A 16877-nucleotide genomic window follows, 5' to 3' on the forward strand; every position below is an offset into this window, starting at 1 on the left:
TGGTCCCTCCTCTACTTCTCCTGTCGTAACCTTCATTATACAACAGGCGGATCTCCCCCGTCCTCCCAACTGTGGCAAACCGGAAACAGATGGAATGGATTCTCGGAGTTCTAATTTCTCTTTCTCCTTCACTTCGCTACTTCCGTTATTGTACAGTGGAGAAAATGAGAAATGAAATGGGGGAGCGGTATGTCTGAAGCAAAGAGCCGTCCCAAGTATTGCCCCCTCTGTGGGCAGGAAAATCGTTGCGGGATCGGTGAACCCCAGAAAGCCTGCTGGTGTACCTACGCATATTTCCCAAAGGAGATCTTTGCCATGGTGCCGCCAGCTCAATTGGGGAAATCGTGCATCTGCAAAGAGTGTCTGGAAAAGTTTGTGAAGGAGGATCCGATAGATATCGACACGTCCCTCTAGTAACCCTCGGTGATCACTCTCCGACAGAAGTGGTGCTCTCCCGCACTACGAGTTCATGACCGATCTGGATGACCTCATCGGGGGAGGATTCCTCTTCCTGTAAAATGGACATCAACCCTTCTGTCGCCTTTCGTCCCATCTCGAAAGGAGAATGGCGAACGGTGGTGAGACGAGGCTTGATAAGGGTAGCTACCTCTTCATCATCAAAACCCGCCACCGCTATCTGCTCTGGAACGCGAACCCCACGACTTTCCAGAGCTTGAAACGCCCCGACAGCCATCCGATCACAAGCGCAGAAAACCGCTGTCGGTGGCTCATCGGCACGCAGGATTTTTTCCATCCCCTTCACTCCATCCTTAAGACGAAAAGACGCTTCTTCTGCGATCCACTCCGGACGTGGAGTCTTCCCCGCTTTCCACAGGGCATCCCGATACCCTTCATAACGCTCCCTCCCTGAGGCGAGATCCCACATCGGACCGCTGATCATTCCGATCCGGCGATGTCCCTTCTCCATCAGATGCTCGATTACTTCACCAGCGGCACGCCGGTTATCCACCTGGATACAGAGTGCCCGTAACCCGGTAGGACGCTGTCCGATCAACACATAGGGAATGGTGAGAGACGCCACCGCTCTCCTCAGCTCCCCATCTATGCGAGCTGCCGCCAGGATGATTCCGTCCATCTGCCGTGCCTGAAAAATCCGCAACAAGTCCATCTCCCGACGAGGATCCTTCTGTGAAATCGCCAGCATGATGTGGGATTGGTGCTGATGGGCCACACTCTCAATCCCTTCCACAAGACCTGAAAAGTATGGATTGGAAATTTCAGGGACGATCACTCCGATCAACCCGGTACGTTTTTGGATCATACTTTGGGCAACTGCATTAGGCAGATAGCCCATCTCTCTTACCGCTTGTTCAATTCGCCTTTTCAATTCCTCGCTCACCGGTTTGGAATGGTTCAACACCCGAGAAACCGTCGCGATGGAAACTTCCGCCCGCCTCGCCACCTCCCGGATCGTCACAGGGCTTCGCCTGTCTCCCCCAGAACTATTCTTTGACGGCACCGCTCGTCAATCCGTCCACGATCCGACGTTGGAATAGAAGAACCATGAGTACGAGGGGGATGGTGACGATCACCGAAGCGGCGGAGATCTCCGCCCAAGGGATGGAAAAACGACCTTGGAAGAGCGCAATCCCTACAGGGACCGTTTTCATACTCTCCTCTGTATTGATGGTAAGGGCAAAGAAGAATTCATTCCAGGCAGCGATAAAAACCAGAATAGCCGTGGTAAATGTGCCGGGCATCGCCAAAGGAAAGATCACCCTCCACAGCGCCTGCCAAGTAGTGGCTCCGTCCATTTTGGCCGCCTCCTCCAGCTCAAAGGGGATTTTGCGGAAGAAGTTGGTCAGGTTCCAGAGTGCCAAGGGCAGTGCAAAAGTGGTGTACGGAATGATCAAACCTGTATAACTATTGGTCAAGCCCATCTTCTCCATAAATATGAAGATCGGCGAGATCGTGGCGATCTGGGGAAACATGCTGACTGCCAGCGTAATCCCGAGCACGAGACTCTTGCCTCTAAACCGAAGGCGGGCGACGGCATAGGCAGCAATCGCCGCCACAAAGACACAATAGACTGTCGTCACGACTGCCACCCAGGTACTGTTCCACAGATAGGTGGCAAAGGGACGCTGGGTGAATACCTTGACATAATTGTCCAGTGTCGGATGCTCCGGAACCGGCCGAAAGGCATGCTCTCCGAAGAGCTCCCCTGGTGACTTGAGCGAAGTCAACGCCTGCCAGATGAAGGGGAAAAGCACAACCAGAAGAAACCCCGCCAGTGCCAGGTAAAACCAGAATCCCGACTTTTTGCGCATCTCTCTCACCTTCCTTACTTGCCGCTTCCGTCACTGATCAGATCCCGACCGAGCAGCTTCACAAACAGCACGCTGATGATAGCGATACAAATAAAGACGATCACTGCCAACGCCGATCCCGCCCCAAAGTTCATCTGGGCAAACATCGTCTTGTAGGCGTAAACCGAGATCGTTTCCGTGGCATTGGCTGGCCCCCCACCAGTGAGAACATAGATCAGATCAAAGACGCGGAAGGCATCGAGAACCCGGAACAGCAAAGCCACCAGAATCGTCGTACACAGCATGGGAAGCGTAATTTTGAAAAACTGCTGGATTCTGCTGGCTCCGTCCACCTGCGCCGCTTCGTACAAACTCTTGGGGATGGCCTGAAGTCCAGCCAAAATCAGTAACGCCATAAAGGGAGTCGCCTTCCAGACATCGGCGAAAATCACAGCAAACATAGACCAAAACTTCGTCGTTAACAGAGTCCCCATATCAGGAATCAGACCGATTTCGGCAAATATTTTGGCCATAACCCCGTTTTGACCGTCAAAGAGAAATTTCCACATCAGCGCGGCCACCGCTGTCGGCAACGCCCAGGGAATCAATACCGAGGCCCGCACCAGCCCCCGACCGACAAACTGCCGGTTGATCAGCAGAGCGACGGCAATCCCCAGCACCAACTCTACAGCCACGGAAATTCCGGTAAAAATGAAGGTATTGGCCAAAGAGGCCCACATCCGCTCATCTGTCAGATAGATGCGGTAATATTTCAGACCAACAAAGTTGGGCTCAATCAAGCACTTTTGTAATCCGTTGGCAAGTCCGGTCACCCGTTTGGGCTGATGCAACAGGCCCTCCCGCTCCATCGCTTTCAGATCCGACCGGATCTGAGTCACCTGCTTCTCGGTGGTCTGGGCTTGCTTCTTGTCGAGCTCCACCCGACTCAGGTTTTCAGGAACTGACTGACCCTCAAACAGGAGATCGTCCACTTTTTTGAAATTTTCATGGATCTGGGGATTCCCCTCCAAACTGGATTGCACGCTCTTCACTCGTTCTTGGATCGAGGTGAGGCGCTCCTTCCCCTCCCCCTTTGCCTGGCCGATCTCCTGATCCAATGCCGTCAATAAAAAGGGCATCGAATTGGCATATCCTTCGAGATCGATTCCATAACTGCTATGCGTGGTCCGCTTGGTGGCATCATTCAGCCGTACATCGTGTAGACTGAGCCAAAAGGAACGGAACACCGGAAAAATGGCGATCACCAGGATCAAAAGCAGAGCGGGAATCACCAGTAACCAAGCCAAACGTCCTTCGGAAAGTCCCTTCCGAGTTCCTTTTTTCATGCTTTCACCCGCTTTTTTCTTCAGAGGTGGAAAGAGGGGAGGTCGGGAACCAGTGCACTCCCGGCCCCACCCTTCTCATCCATCAATGGAAATAATCCGATTATTTTACGACTTCCCGCAATTTTTTCTCCATGCTCTTCACCGCTGCTTCTGGTGTCTGTTTCCCAGCCAGGGTTTTGGAGACTTCCATCTGAATGATATCGGAAATTTTCGGATATTCCGGAGAAACTGGACGGGAGACAGCCGATTTCAAGCCTTCCACATAGTTTTCGTCCTTGAACAGTGGGCTCGCTTTTTTCACCTCTTCATCCTCAAAGGCAGGGATATAAGTCGGGGCCAGCCCGCCATCGATCGCGGAGATCTTTTGTCCCTCGGGACCAGTCATAAATTTGATGAACTCCCAGGCTTCTTTTTTATGTTTGGAATTTTTGTTGATTCCAGCAACCCATCCTCCCAGAGCAGAAGCACTTCCCTGTTCTCCTGCCGGCAGCGGAGCGACAGCCACTTTTCCTTTCACCTGGGAGCTTGCTTCATTTACTTTGGCGTAGTGATAGGGCCATTGACGGTCGAACACAGCCTGACCTTCACTGTAGATCGCATCGGTCTCGATTTCCGTGATGGCCGTCACATTTCCTGGTACGATACCCGATTTGGCGATCTCCGTCATCTTTTTCAAGCCCTTTACGGTCTCTGGACTGTTGACTACTAACTGTCCCTTCTCATCCAGCACCTGTCCGCCATAAGAAGCGATAAATTCCACAAAGTTGCAGACCAGACCTTCATATTGTTTTCCCTGAAAAACATAACCGTACTTGGTGCCGTTTTTCCCTTTATGTTCCTTCGCCTGCTCGATCAACTCATCCCAAGTGGTTGGCGCTTTTTTCACTAGATCTGTCCGGTAATACAACAGTCCCGCATCCATGAATTTAGGCATCGCCCACTGCTGTCCATTGTAATTACTGGCATCCACCGCCCCTTCCACATATTTGTCCAGTTGGATCTGATCCCGCTGGATGTAACGATCCAAGGGTTCCAGGTACCCCGCCTGAGCAAATTCGGCAGGCCAGATCACATCCAAGTCAAAAACGTCGATCTCTCCAGAACCTCCGCTGAACATGGTCACATACTGATCATGGCTGACGCCTGTATCTGAAGGCATCTCTTTAAACTTGACCTGGATATGCGGATGTTTCTTTTCGAAGGCTTGGACCAGCTTGGTTGTGGTATCGGTCTGATCCTTGCCCCGGGCGTATGTCAGAGTGATTTTCTTCCCATCTGAATCCCCTTTCACCCCGTCCGAGCCCGAACCGCAGGCCGCCAGGCCACAGACCAGAAAAACGGACAATGCGACAGTGAGCCATTTTTGCCAAAACTTCACCTTTGTTTCTCCCCTTTCACATTTGAAACTCGTCTGCAAACCCAGAGTATCCCAACACCTCTAGTCAACAGCAGGGAAATCCCTCCGATCCTACGTCGGAAATTTTGTTATAATCCATCATTTAATATTCGGAATAAATATTGGAGGGAAAACATTTTCCTATTATGAGGATATGAAAAAACGTAGGAAGATGCAAGAATAATTTGTATTCATCCCCTTCTCATTCTCCAAACAGAATAGGGGCGCCGGAGCATTTACTTTTCGCTATAATAGGTGGGACAAACTTTCGCAACAAGAAGGAGATCCCCATGCGTATCAGACGAAAACCCCACGCCAAACAGACGGTGCGGGAGCATCCCCGGGTGGTGCAGGAATCGGAGCAACTTCGGGGAAAGTGGGTCACCCTGTTCGACAATGACCAACCTCTCTACCTGGAACTGGGCACCGGGAAAGGGCAATTCCTGTCCCGTGTCTGTCAAGAATGTCCCCAGATCAATTGGGTCGGGGTGGAGCGAATCGAAGAAGTACTCCTCCACGCCTTAAATAAAGCCGAGGAGACTCCGTGCTCCAACCTTCGGTTTCTATGGATGGATGTCAGCTCTCTCGATGAAGTTTTTGCAGAGGGGGAAGTGGATCGGATCTACCTCCACTTCAGCGACCCTTGGCCCAAGAAACGGCATGCCCGGCGGAGGCTGACCCATCACACCTTCCTCCATCGTTACAAGAAAGTACTGAAGCCACAGGGAGAGATCCTGCTGAAAACAGACAACGCCGCTCTCTTTGAGTTCTCTCTGGAGGAATTGGAAGCTGCAGGCTTCACCATCGTGGAATCGACTCGGGATCTTTATCACAGTCCCTATGAGAGCGGGAACATCCCTACAGAGTATGAACAGAAGTTCACCGCTCGGGGAGCCCCCATCCATTACCTGCTGGCTAAGCACTCTAAGGATTTCTCTTCCACTCGTTGACATCTCTTCAGAATTCGATATAATATTGGTTTGTACGGCTCAAATTGTTCCTTTCGCAAAAGGGAACTTGAGGATAGCTCAGCAAATCAGGTGATGGAACGTCACCCTCACCGATCCGCCCTCAGGGAGGCGGCTGTATTCCCCCGAGGTGCCCCGCTTTTCGCCGCTATCCGGAAAGTGAGGGCAACAGCCAGCGGACCGGCATCCCCTGTCTTTGCTTAACTGACTGCGTGAAAAAAGAAAGGAGCAAATGATTTATGGCACGTTACACCGGACCTCGTTGGAAATTGAGCCGTCGCCTGGGGATCTCCCTCACCGGCACCGGCAAAGAGATGAAACGACCCTACCCGCCGGGGGAACATGGTCCCAACCAGCGGCGCAAGGTCTCTGAATACGGTACTCAGTTGCAGGAGAAACAAAAACTGCGGTTCATGTACGGGATGAACGAAAAACAGTTTCGTTCCCTGTTTGTACAAGCCGGTAAGATGAAAGGCGTTCACGGTGAGAACTTCATGAAATTGCTGGAGTCCCGCCTGGACAACCTCGTTTATCGTCTCGGCTTTGCTCGCACCCGCGCCCAGTCCCGCCAGATGGTGGTTCATGGTCATATCACCGTCAACGGCAAAAAAGTGGACCGTCCCGCCTACCGGGTGAAACCCGGCGATGTGATCGGTCTCCGGGAAAAGAGCCGCAACCTGGGCATTGTCAAGGAAGCTTTGGCAGAGCGCAACTTCCTGCCAGAATACCTGAGCTTCGATGACAACAAACTGGAAGGCACCTACTCCCGCATACCCGAACGGGATGAACTGCCCTCGGAAATCAATGAACGTCTGATCGTTGAATACTACTCCCGGTAATCGGGAGATCCATGAAACCCACCTTCCCTTTCACCGGGGAGGGTGGGTTTTGTTATCCCAGTTCAAAGCATAGTTCTGAAACAGAGAGGAAAGTCAGGTCTGCAGGATCTGATTGGCCTTATGGGAATGGATGCGGAGACTTTTCTCACCGAACCGTCTGACTGTCCCCCATCAGCCCCCCATTTTCGTCTCTGTTAAAGGGAAGCCCTTTAGACGGCTTTTAAATGATCTAGTAGAATTATACCTCCGATCAGGGCTGTTGATTAACCAGAAAATGGGCAGCGGAAGGGAGTCGTGTGCTGCCAAAGCGACCTTTGTACCATGGGCACTACAATCCAAAGGAGCTGAAGCTCTAGATGAAGGTAGCCATCCTACCCAGCGGAGAATCTGGAGGGAGGGCGTTTAGGGGTAACCTCTTCCCTGTGTTGCTTCCGTAAGGCTTTGCCCCTGCCCGATCGGAAGATTTGGAGCGGCCAGTTTTCACTTCCTTGCCGGATGGCAACGGTCGCGTGGATGAACACGATCTCCCCACCCAAAATATGGCTAATCAACAGCCCTGACCTCCGATATAATTAATATCGTCAGAGGAGTCTCTGAGAGCTGGAGAAGGACCCAGCCTTCCTGGGGCAACACCGATGGTAGCTGATCACCGGATCCACTCCCGGAGGTGGCCAGCTCCACGGAAAAGAAAACCGGTAGCCACTAGAAAACTCTTTTTTTGTCGAATGATTTACGCTAAAATGAAAATGACTAAAGATTACGTGAGGTGGAGTAATGGGAAAAATTGATCCAAAACAGATTCCGATCCGATCACACGAGTGGGGCATAACCAAATGGCTGGTGTCTTCAGAAAACGAGCAGACCCAGGGGGCACAAATCACATTTGGCCAAGTAGATTTAATGCCGGGAGAAGGACATGAACGACACAACCATGAGGATGCAGAAGAAATCCTATTTGTTCTCTCTGGACATGGGGAGCAGATGATTAATGATGAACCATCCTTTCCGATTAGAGCTGAAGACACCCTTTACATACCGAAAGGAGTTTTCCATAGCACCTTCAATACAGGTTGGGAGCCGCTCCGACTGCTGGCGATTTACAATCCCGGAGGTGCTGAAAAAGCTCTACAGCAACTCCCCGACTACCGGGAAATCCCTGTCGGTAAAGTTCAAAAACTAACTCGACCCGAGTAAAGGGGTCACAGTACCATCTCGGACATAAAAAAACACCGACACCCTGTACGTTAAAGGAGTCGGTGTTTTTAATAAGGTTCCTGCTACTAAGCCGTGCTTTAACCCTTCCAGCGCATCCATCAAAGGGTTTTCCTTTTCAATTCCTGTTTTTCCTGCTTTGTTTTTTTAGAGTAGACCAAGGGAACTTCCAAATTTTCATTCACAGTGGCATTATCTATCAGTGCATAGTTCTGAAACAGGTAGGAAAATCGGGTCCGCAAGATCCGGTTGGCCTTGCGGGAATGGATGCGAGGACTTTTTTCGCCAAAAAGTCTGACAGTCCCTTCCTCGGTCCTTTCCAACATGCCCATTATTGAAACAACAAAAAAGTCGAAGCTGTCTGTTGTTCCCAAAGTAAAAAAGGTAAAATAAAAAAACTGTATCTGGGGAGGGAGCTTATGGCTTCTGGAATAGGTATACCGGGATTGATTCTGGGAGGGGTGTTAGTTGTCGGTATTGGAGCATTTGTATACGGTGCTGTTCGCAACTGGACCCATTTCTTCAAGGAACGAAAAACCAGAAAAAAGTGAATTGGTCTGGATGTAGAAGTCGATCATAGCGCCACCCTGCCATCCTTGTCCTCACTTGACTACTTTACAGGGCACAGGGAAGAAAGGAACATCTGCTTTTGTTTCCAACGTCTATTTTCTGGTTAACAGACAGTTTAAGGATGCCATCCTACTGCGCAAAACTCACCTTCCCCTCACGAGGGAAGGTGAGTTTTACGTTGTCAAAATAAATGTTGGAACACCACGAGGGAAAATCCAAACCATCCATCTGATTAAATCCGTTTTACCTGGGCGAATTTACGCTTGCCTACTTGGACAACCATTCCCTCCGTGACGGAGATTTGGGCATCCTGATCCGAGACTTTGTCACCGTCGATTTTGACCGCGCCTTGTTTCACCATGCGGCGGGCTTCCCCGTTGGAGGCGACCAATCCCAGGGTGCTGAGTAGCTGGACGATCCAGAGCTTTCCCTCCTTCAATTGACTATCGGGAATTTCCACCACCGGAATCTCTTCTGGCAGTTCCCGTTGTTGAAACACCCGGCGGAAGTTAGCTTCCGCTTCCTGGGCCGCCTCTTGGCCATGATACATCTGAACCAGCCGACTGGCCAGCATCATCTTAGCATCCCGGGGATGGATGCTTCCTTCCTCCAATCCCCTTTGCAACTGCTCCAACTCCTCCAGGCTGAGATCTGTCACCAGCTCAAAGTATTTCAACATCAGCTCGTCGGGGACAGACATCGCTTTTCCGTACATTTCCTGAGCTGGTTCATCGATGCCGATATAGTTGCCGAGGCTTTTGGACATCTTTTTGACACCGTCCAACCCCTCCAGCAAGGGCATCGTGAGGATCACCTGCTCTTCCTGACCATATTGGGACTGGAGTTGGCGACCCATCAGCAGGTTGAAGGTCTGGTCGGTCCCGCCGGTCTCCAGGTCGCTTTGCAAGGCAACCGAGTCATATCCCTGCATCAAGGGATAGAAAAACTCATGAACACTGATCGCTTGACCGCTGTGATAGCGTTTGGCGAAATCATCCCGCTCCAGCATGCGGGCCACAGTGGTCTTGGCTGCTAGCTCCACTACCTCTGCAAAGTCCAGGGGAGCGAGCCACTCGCTGTTGAAGCGGACCTCCGTCTTGCTCCGGTCGAGCACCTTGAACAGTTGCTCGGCGTAGGTTTGGGCGTTGGCCTTCACTTCCGCTTCCGATAACGGTTTCCGTGTCTCTGATTTGCCTGTCGGATCTCCGATCCGTCCCGTGAAATCCCCGATCACCAACTGGATGATATGTCCTAAATCCTGGAATTGGCGTAATTTATTGAGGATCACCGTATGCCCGATGTGAATATCCGGGGCGGAGGGATCCAACCCCAGCTTCACTTTCAAGGGCTTTCCCGTCTGGATTGATCGTTTTACCTTTTTCTCCAGCTCGTCTTCCGGGATGATCTGTGCCGTCCCTCGCCGGATCACAGCCATTTGCCGAGCGACTTCCTGCTCCTGCTCTGAGGTCCATCCTTGTTCTTGGTCCATCTTTCCACTCACCTGCCCACATGATTTTGATAAATAAGGATTCAATTCCATAAAATAACCCCGTCCCTATAAAAAGGGACGGGGTTGCATGGCCCGCGGTACCACCCTTGTTGAAAGCGATGCTTTCCACTCTGAAGATAACGGGTTTTCACCCGCCGCACGCAAGTGCGATGGCTCCCAAGTTGTACTTCGTCGGAGGAGGCCGCTGGTTTGCACCTGCCACCAGCTCTCTGCGAGAACCTGTCTCCGGCTACTGCGACTTGATCTGTGCCATTCCAATAATAAAAGTCCATGTCAGGCATGTTGTATTGAGGGTAGGGATTCCCTCCCGCCACCCATTTATGGATTCATCAACAAGCCCTGAGTCAATGTATTTATCATATCCAAAAAGACGGGGGTAATCAAGTTGAAGAACAAACAGCGACCCACCTCCGAAGGAGAGAAAGGCGGAGGGATTCGATCCCTACTTCGACGGATCGTGACTGTCGGAATCCTTTTAGTCTCCATTCTCATCCTTTTCACCGCCGTCGGAACCGGCGCAGCCGCAGGCTACATCGCCTCCCTCCTCAAAGACGAGCCCCTGCGCAATGAAGCGCAATTGCGTCAACAGTTGACGGGTTGGACCCAAACCAGCCACGCTTATTTCGGAGATGGCTCTCCCATCGGAGCGATGCGAACCGATGCTGACCGGAAGTGGGTGGACCCAGAGGAGGTCAGTCCTGCCCTGATCGATGCCTTGATCGCTACAGAGGATCATCGTTTTTATGAGCATGCCGGCATCTCCCTCCACGGAATCTTACGAGCTGCCTGGAATGACTTGAAGACCGGATCCATCGCCAGTGGTGGCAGCACGATTACGCAACAGCTGGTAAAAAACGTGATCTTGGAAAACCGAGAGAAAGCCTTAGAGCGAAAAGCGAAGGAGATCGCCATCGCTCTCCGCCTGGAGCGGATTCTCCCCAAAGAGGAGATTCTCACTTTTTATTTGAACAGCCTCTACTTCGGTAAGGGAGTCCATCACCGGAATCTGTTAGGAGTACAGGCAGCAGCGAAGGGGATCTTCGATGTCGATGCCCACCATCTCAATCTGGCCCAGGCCGCCTATCTGGCCGGGATGATCCAACGTCCCACTCGCTTCAACCCTTTCAGCGACGAGGGATTTCAAGCAGGCTCCCGCCGGATGCGTGCCGTCCTCTCCCGCATGAGGCAGACGGGAAAAATCACTCCGGAAGCAGAAGCCCAAGCCCTGACCTTCGACCTGAAATCCTCATTGGCCCAGGGGGAAGGAAAAAATGCCTACCATCGTCACCCTTTCCTGATGGCCACAGTAGAAGAGGAAGCGGCCAAACTCCTGATGAAAGCTGACGGACTGCAGTCAGCAGAACTAAGTCGGCAAGGATTATACCATGCTATCCTGGAACAATATCGAAAACGCATTCTGACTGGGGGCTACCGCATCGAAACCACGGTGGATCCTCATCTTTATCAGCGGGTAAATCAGACCGCCCGCAATCCAAAATTGTACGCAAAACCCATCACCTACACCCTCCGCATCGATGGAAAGAAACGTACTCTCAAGAATGCCCAAGAAGAGGTGGGGGCCGTCCTGCTCGACGTGCGGACTGGGGCTCTCCTCGCCTTTGTCGGAGGCCGCGATTTTGAGCAGGGAGAGATCAACCATGCCTTGGGAGCCCGCCGGCAACCGGGCTCCACCATCAAACCCTTGCTCGATTACGGCCCGGCTCTGGATCAAAGGAGAGTCAGCCCCGCCACCGTTGTAGTGGATGAACCCTTGTCCACTGATGACGGCAAGGGGAAAACCTACAAAAACTACAACAATCGCTACCGGGGTCCCGTCACCGTCCGGGAAGCTCTCACCTGGTCTCTCAATATCCCAGCGATCAAATTGCTGCGAGAGATCGGCATTCGCGAAGGCTTCCACTATTTGCAGGCCATGGATTTTCCCATTCATCCCCGAGATGGGGAAGCTTCTGCCATCGGCGGATTCACCCGGGGCTTCACTGTGGCAGAGATGACCGCAGGCTATGCCATGCTGGGCAACCACGGAGAATATCAAAAACCCTGGCTGATCCGTCGCATCGTGGATGCGGACGGTCAGGTGATCTATCAGCATCGTCCCCAACCCCAACCGATACTCTCCCCTCAAGCCGCTTGGCTGACCACGGATCTATTGCAAGATGTCATCCGCAAGGGGACTGGCCGTTGGGTGGGCGCCCGGGCCCAGGGACATCAGCTGGCGGGAAAGACCGGCACCACCCAAAACGGTCACGATGTCTGGTTTATCGGCTATACTCCCCGGATCGCCCTAGGAGTTTGGATCGGCTACGATTACAACCATCCCCTCCCTGATGACCGTCGGGCGAAACGAGTCTGGTCCCGCATCTTTCAGACCACCGTCCACACTCGGCCCCATCTCTCCCCGAAGGGAGTCGCCTTTCCACGCCCTGGCGGACTGGAAGAAGCGGAGATTTGCAAAGTAACTGGTCAATTGGCCACGGAAGATTGCCGGGCTGCTCAGGCCGTAGTGAAAGAGAGACTGCCCGCCGACCAGATTCCCGAGGAGATCTGCCTCCAGCATGGAGAAGAACGAGTCGTAGTGGTGGAGGGAAAAAAATATGTGGCGGATCCCCGTACCCCGCCGGATCTGACCCGAAGCCAAATCGGCTTTCGCGTTCCAGAACAGGAGGCGGATCGTTACAAGCACTACCGAGGGAGTCGACTTCCACTGGAACGGGATCCCCGGATCAGCTTGGGCGCTCCCACTCCACCCCAAGTGACGGGTCTCTCCTCTTCTACAGGAGTCCAGTTAACATGGCGACCTTCTGATGATACCGCCCTCGCCGGATACCGGATCTATCGGGAGGGTCAACGAGTCGCCAGCATCCGCCTGGAAGAGCCCCCTGTCTTCACCGGTCCTCCGGGACACTACACGGTTCGAGCCGTGGACATCGCCGGCATCGAATCGGAAGACGGCCTTCCCACCCCTCCGATCGAAGGAGAATAAACGACTCAAACCCAACGCACCCAAAAGGGCGTTGGGTCTTTTTATGGGGAGAATGGGGCTTATTCCGATGGGAACGTTGGGTCTTTTTATGGAGGGAATGGGGTTATTCTGATGTTCTTTTAGGAAGAATCGGATCATAGTAACCAAGAGGAAGAAACAAAATTGACCTTTCGCTCTTCCCATTGCCTCCATCGTAAAATATCGCTTGAGGGGACGAGGATGGTGGGACGGCTACGATCTCTTGCAAAGAACGCAAAGGCTCTTCACCGTCCCACCATCCCGACCTGATTTCCTACCTAAAATAGGGCCAATCAACACGCCTGGTTATTCTGATGTTTTTTTAGGAAGAACCGGATCATAATCACCGAAACGAATCATTTTCCGGAAGTGAGTGGAGACATCACAGGTGCCTGTCGTTTCATCTTCTGTTACATGGCCCTGTGCATCTACATGACTCTTCAAATAGGTACCATCCGGTTTATATAAAGTGGTAGTATGCTCTATACTGGCGGGGTCTTTCCAAACCTTTATATCAGATAGAAACAACCCTTCACCATATTCTGTGTATGCATCCATCTGGATGCGCTTTTGTTGACTGTTTAGGTGATCCACATGGCAATAATTCAAATTAAAATTCACATTCACCACATATTTCATTTTCCCTTCTTCAAAAACTACCACTTTATAGGCTTGTTGTTCCTCATGATATTTCTTCGCTTCATCTTCAGTAAGAGGATATTTAGGGGTGTTTTTTCTTATTTTCCAGAATTGATAATACTTCATTTCCATTATAAAACTCCTCTCAAGGATTAAGTACCTTCCCTGTTTCATCTCGAATTTCTATATCTTTCTTAGTTGCATGATCCAAAATCTCCTTAGGAACCTTGCCTTTTTGCACGGGGACCTCCAGAATCATATCACCTGTAATATCCTCTTGATTCCTTAGACCATCATTTTGATGACCAGACCCCTTCCTCTGAGTAGGTACATCTGCAATCTTTGCACCCGGAGGATACTTACGTGCCAATTCATTGATGTACCCTTTGGCCGTCGCTGGCTTGATCTCATTAAACTGGGTGTATTTCCGCGAGATGATTTCACGGCCAGGAACATAGGAGTCGACCCGTACCTGCTTTCCGCCTTTGTACTCCAAAATCACTTCGTTATGGGGGTAGTTTTTGTTCATCTTTTTGTTGAAGGCATTCCCCTTCATGATTTTGGTAGCGATATTGCGGGCTTGGTCAGGGTGCATGTTTCGTTTTTGGATTAGGCTCTCGGTAAATTTGTTCAAATTTTCTTGGTTGAGTTCCAGTCCTTCATCTTTGAGCCGGTTCAGCTCTTCCTGGACAATCCGGTCTTCTGCATCAGTCTTGGTCAGCTTGTTAGCTCGATTGGTTTTTTTGTCTGATTTTTGGTTGTGTTTGTTCGGTTTCCCCAATACTTGCTGGGCCAGGTCGCAACCGAAACTGGGATCATCACTCGCCGCCGCGTAGGCATGCCCGACGGTGATCGGGTCCCAGCTAGAAGTCTTAGATCTCCCCTCATTGCACGCCCATCGGACAAATTCGTCCCGTTTTTTCTTCGCCGGCTTTCCGATTTTATCCCCCAGTATACCCGTTACCCGGCCATCCAAGGCTTTTTTATCTAGTTTTTCCAAGCCACGACCGATTTTACCAGACTTCTTCATAACGAAGTATTCCAGTACAGCTTCCACAGATCGATCGTACCAACCTTGCTCCTCACCGGTATCCCACTCTTTCCCCACTGTCATCTTGTATAGGGAAGGGGTGGGATCAAAAAACTCCAGAACACCCTTAACAATCTTGCCACCGCTGTTGTCCTTGAGATATTCATCGTAGAGCGCTCCGACAGTATCATTAAACGGTTTGCGACCCTTTTCCACCAACCATCCCACCAGCGGAATCTCTTCCGCCTTGTCCGCCCAGCTTTTGTCCCCATGGTTTTTGGGTGGGGTCTGCTGGACAGGTTCTACGGCAGGGCTGGGATTGGCCTTGGGGGGGCTTCGATCTGACCCAGATGACGTCGCTGATCCTCCCTCTTGGCTAGGGTTGGTTCCATTAATGGCGGCGATGATCGCTTTTTGCAATGTCCCTTTTTCCCCTTGCAATGCCAAGGTCAGAAATCCCGCAAGGACTACCACCGCCGCCAATATGATCACATATTCAACAGTTGAGGAGCCTCTCTTATACCATGTTTTTTTTAACAAAACAGTCGATAACTCCTCTCCATATAAGTTTAGAGGGGAAAAATCAACATCCCGAACGCCTGCAAGGAAACGAACCAGACCACAACTACGGTCACCAGGTGGATGAGTACGGATTGCCACCAAGCCAGACGGTGGACATCGGCTAAGCTGACTACTTGCACAACAATAAACCAGCCCCAAACCACGAGGTCAAGCAACAGGAAACCGATATAAAAAAGTGTTAAAAACAGGCTACCATCAATTCGTGGCGTTATGCTGGTGAACATCTCTTCCCCGAACAGAAGCAATTGTAAAGGAAGGAACAGTAGCCGGAGGCTGTATACCCACGCGGACCATCCGTAAATCGTCAGAGTTTCCAACCAAGAGGCTGTCCCTCTGAACACCTTGGCAAAGAGAAAGAATACCGACCCGTATAGTACACAAAAAACCAGCCCTACAATCGCCCCTTTATAAAAGATCGCGAACAAAAATCCGGGATAGGCATACTGATCTCCCGCATCCATGATAAATACCTGAGTCCCTAAAAAAGCCATCCCGAAAAAGGATGCCCACAAAATACTCCAGTAGGGGGAATGGGATAAAATCCATTTAACACTTTGTCCCGGCTTGATCGCAAATGTAAGCAATGTTTGGATAACCATGTCCACCCTCCCTGGTTTAAGCAGTCACTATCAATCGAAACAAAATGATGAGGGCTACCGGTATAATGACAGTGCCGAATCCTCTTAAGAGAGGCAATCGGTGGGCTTCGGCCATCGATTTGGCGACGACTACGATATACCAAATACTTAAGACTGTATCTAACAGAGAGAGAAGTAGAAACGGGATCAGTAAGAAGCCGGCGGGAATTTGTTCTGTAAACATCATGCGCCCGTACAATAACAATTGAGGAACCCAAATCACAAGCTTGGCGCTGTATACGACGGTTGCCCACGCAAGGGCAGTCCGTGTTTCCTTAAAGGAACCCGTCCCTCCCAATAGGCGGCTCATCCCGTGTAACACGGCACTTCCAATAAACCAAGTAAACAATCCGGCCAAGGGTGCTACAATCGCGCATACAATCAGCAGAATGGGGAACTCATGCCGTTCACCCATATTACGGATGGATGCGTTATCCAAGCTGAACGCCAAACCGTAAATAACCAATAGCATAAACATCTGCTTTTTTGAGGTGTTGCTAATTCGTTCTGCAATCACTTCCTGTGTTTTCAGCCAGATCTTCCATACCGGATGGGGACCTTTTTCGCTATAGTAGGATTCCATGGAATCACCTTCTTCCTTTTCCTTATGATCTTTTCTTGGAAAAAACCGAAATAAAAATGAAGCCCCGCAATTCAACACTCATTTCTACATCAAAATAGACGTTTAAGAGGTCAATAACTAAGGTATCATAACCGCCCTCGTCTGAACAGTCCGACATAATGTATATAAATCCACACCCTCGGAAAGAGGGGCTACCTTTAATAGAGTTATGGAATTCCCCTTTTACCTCCCCTCCCCTTCCCGCAAAAAACAATTGCGACACCAGGTTTGTC

At 51.0% G+C, this 16877-nt stretch carries 15 protein-coding genes, 1 pseudogene and 1 other annotated feature; of the genes and pseudogenes, 6 read left to right on the plus strand and 10 right to left on the minus strand.

Annotated features, from left to right (window positions below; all coding sequences use genetic code 11):
- The first annotated feature begins 189 nt into the window (after nt 1-189).
- The gene (locus JOD24_RS11390) at nt 190-414 is read left to right on the plus strand and encodes a cysteine-rich CWC family protein (RefSeq protein ID WP_429246934.1); all 225 of its coding nucleotides are present in this window, start codon (nt 190-192) and stop codon (nt 412-414) included.
- 13 nt (nt 415-427) lie between these two features.
- On the opposite strand, the gene JOD24_RS11395 is transcribed toward JOD24_RS11390, so the two are convergent.
- The 4 genes from JOD24_RS11395 to JOD24_RS11410 all read right to left on the minus strand — a co-directional run bounded on the left by JOD24_RS11395 (nt 428) and on the right by JOD24_RS11410 (nt 4994).
- Entirely contained in the window at nt 428-1438 is a 1011-nt protein-coding gene (locus tag JOD24_RS11395; RefSeq protein WP_429246935.1) for a LacI family DNA-binding transcriptional regulator, read from the minus strand.
- Between the two features lie 25 nt (nt 1439-1463).
- Nucleotides 1464-2291: a carbohydrate ABC transporter permease gene (locus JOD24_RS11400; protein WP_380167332.1), complete on the minus strand. Its 828-nt coding sequence runs from the start codon at nt 2289-2291 to the stop codon at nt 1464-1466.
- Between the two features lie 14 nt (nt 2292-2305).
- Nucleotides 2306-3616, minus strand: a complete 1311-nt coding sequence (locus tag JOD24_RS11405) for a carbohydrate ABC transporter permease (RefSeq protein ID WP_429246936.1) — start codon at nt 3614-3616, stop codon at nt 2306-2308.
- A 100-nt stretch (nt 3617-3716) separates the two neighbouring features.
- Nucleotides 3717-4994: an ABC transporter substrate-binding protein gene (locus JOD24_RS11410; protein WP_429246937.1), complete on the minus strand. Its 1278-nt coding sequence runs from the start codon at nt 4992-4994 to the stop codon at nt 3717-3719.
- Between the two features lie 308 nt (nt 4995-5302).
- Between JOD24_RS11410 and trmB the strand changes: the two genes are divergently transcribed.
- The 3 genes from trmB (at nt 5303) to JOD24_RS11425 (ending at nt 8013) form a co-directional block, all read left to right on the plus strand.
- The gene (gene trmB / locus JOD24_RS11415; protein WP_429246938.1) at nt 5303-5962 is read left to right on the plus strand and encodes a tRNA (guanosine(46)-N7)-methyltransferase TrmB; all 660 of its coding nucleotides are present in this window, start codon (nt 5303-5305) and stop codon (nt 5960-5962) included.
- 257 nt (nt 5963-6219) lie between these two features.
- On the plus strand, nt 6220-6819 hold the full coding sequence (gene rpsD / locus JOD24_RS11420; protein ID WP_380167324.1) for a 30S ribosomal protein S4: 600 nt from the start codon (nt 6220-6222) through the stop codon (nt 6817-6819).
- A gap of 774 nt (nt 6820-7593) precedes the next feature.
- On the plus strand, nt 7594-8013 hold the full coding sequence (locus JOD24_RS11425) for a cupin domain-containing protein (RefSeq protein WP_380167320.1): 420 nt from the start codon (nt 7594-7596) through the stop codon (nt 8011-8013).
- A gap of 122 nt (nt 8014-8135) precedes the next feature.
- Here the strand turns inward: JOD24_RS11425 and JOD24_RS11430 are convergent.
- Nucleotides 8136-8369 (minus strand): annotated as a pseudogene (locus JOD24_RS11430) (P-loop NTPase family protein); the annotation flags it as partial.
- Nucleotides 8370-8450: 81 nt separating this feature from the next.
- Between JOD24_RS11430 and JOD24_RS11435 the strand changes: the two are divergent.
- Nucleotides 8451-8582 carry a hypothetical protein gene (locus tag JOD24_RS11435; protein WP_380167313.1) on the plus strand — a complete coding sequence of 44 codons (132 nt, stop codon included), beginning with the start codon at nt 8451-8453 and terminating at the stop codon, nt 8580-8582.
- 251 nt (nt 8583-8833) lie between these two features.
- Here JOD24_RS11435 and tyrS read toward each other — a convergent pair whose 3' ends face one another.
- On the minus strand, nt 8834-10090 hold the full coding sequence (tyrS, locus tag JOD24_RS11440) for a tyrosine--tRNA ligase (RefSeq protein ID WP_380167311.1): 1257 nt from the start codon (nt 10088-10090) through the stop codon (nt 8834-8836).
- Between the two features lie 71 nt (nt 10091-10161).
- Nucleotides 10162-10367: a binding site (T-box leader), on the minus strand.
- 129 nt (nt 10368-10496) lie between these two features.
- Here tyrS and JOD24_RS11445 point away from each other — a divergent pair.
- Nucleotides 10497-13115, plus strand: coding sequence for a transglycosylase domain-containing protein (locus tag JOD24_RS11445; RefSeq protein ID WP_429246939.1), 2619 nt, complete (start codon nt 10497-10499; stop codon nt 13113-13115).
- Nucleotides 13116-13439: 324 nt separating this feature from the next.
- On the opposite strand, the gene JOD24_RS11450 is transcribed toward JOD24_RS11445, so the two are convergent.
- From JOD24_RS11450 to JOD24_RS11465, 4 genes are read right to left on the minus strand one after another with little or no spacing between them, the layout of a single operon-like run.
- On the minus strand, nt 13440-13904 hold the full coding sequence (locus JOD24_RS11450) for a hypothetical protein (RefSeq protein ID WP_429246940.1): 465 nt from the start codon (nt 13902-13904) through the stop codon (nt 13440-13442).
- A gap of 13 nt (nt 13905-13917) precedes the next feature.
- A complete protein-coding gene (locus tag JOD24_RS11455; protein ID WP_429246941.1) occupies nt 13918-15342 on the minus strand; it encodes a hypothetical protein in 1425 nt (474 codons plus the stop codon).
- A gap of 29 nt (nt 15343-15371) precedes the next feature.
- Nucleotides 15372-15983, minus strand: a complete 612-nt coding sequence (locus tag JOD24_RS11460; protein ID WP_429246942.1) for a YIP1 family protein — start codon at nt 15981-15983, stop codon at nt 15372-15374.
- 16 nt (nt 15984-15999) lie between these two features.
- Entirely contained in the window at nt 16000-16605 is a 606-nt protein-coding gene (locus tag JOD24_RS11465; RefSeq protein ID WP_429246943.1) for a Yip1 family protein, read from the minus strand.
- Between the last annotated feature and the right edge of the window lie 272 nt (nt 16606-16877).

The sequence above is a fragment of the Kroppenstedtia sanguinis genome (genome assembly GCF_050433445.1).
Taxonomy (GTDB): Bacteria; Bacillota; Bacilli; order Thermoactinomycetales; family DSM-45169; genus Kroppenstedtia; species Kroppenstedtia sanguinis.

Coding starts and splice junctions, on each gene's coding strand:
- JOD24_RS11390 (WP_429246934.1), top strand. CDS start 190: ATGTCTGAAGCAAAGAGCCGTCCCAAGTATTGCCCCCTCTGTGGGCAG.
- JOD24_RS11400 (WP_380167332.1), bottom strand. CDS start 2,291: ATGCGCAAAAAGTCGGGATTCTGGTTTTACCTGGCACTGGCGGGGTTT.
- JOD24_RS11405 (WP_429246936.1), bottom strand. CDS start 3,616: ATGAAAAAAGGAACTCGGAAGGGACTTTCCGAAGGACGTTTGGCTTGG.
- trmB (WP_429246938.1), top strand. CDS start 5,303: ATGCGTATCAGACGAAAACCCCACGCCAAACAGACGGTGCGGGAGCAT.
- rpsD (WP_380167324.1), top strand. CDS start 6,220: ATGGCACGTTACACCGGACCTCGTTGGAAATTGAGCCGTCGCCTGGGG.
- JOD24_RS11425 (WP_380167320.1), top strand. CDS start 7,594: ATGGGAAAAATTGATCCAAAACAGATTCCGATCCGATCACACGAGTGG.
- JOD24_RS11435 (WP_380167313.1), top strand. CDS start 8,451: ATGGCTTCTGGAATAGGTATACCGGGATTGATTCTGGGAGGGGTGTTA.
- tyrS (WP_380167311.1), bottom strand. CDS start 10,090: ATGGACCAAGAACAAGGATGGACCTCAGAGCAGGAGCAGGAAGTCGCT.
- JOD24_RS11450 (WP_429246940.1), bottom strand. CDS start 13,904: ATGGAAATGAAGTATTATCAATTCTGGAAAATAAGAAAAAACACCCCT.
- JOD24_RS11460 (WP_429246942.1), bottom strand. CDS start 15,983: ATGGTTATCCAAACATTGCTTACATTTGCGATCAAGCCGGGACAAAGT.
- JOD24_RS11465 (WP_429246943.1), bottom strand. CDS start 16,605: ATGGAATCCTACTATAGCGAAAAAGGTCCCCATCCGGTATGGAAGATC.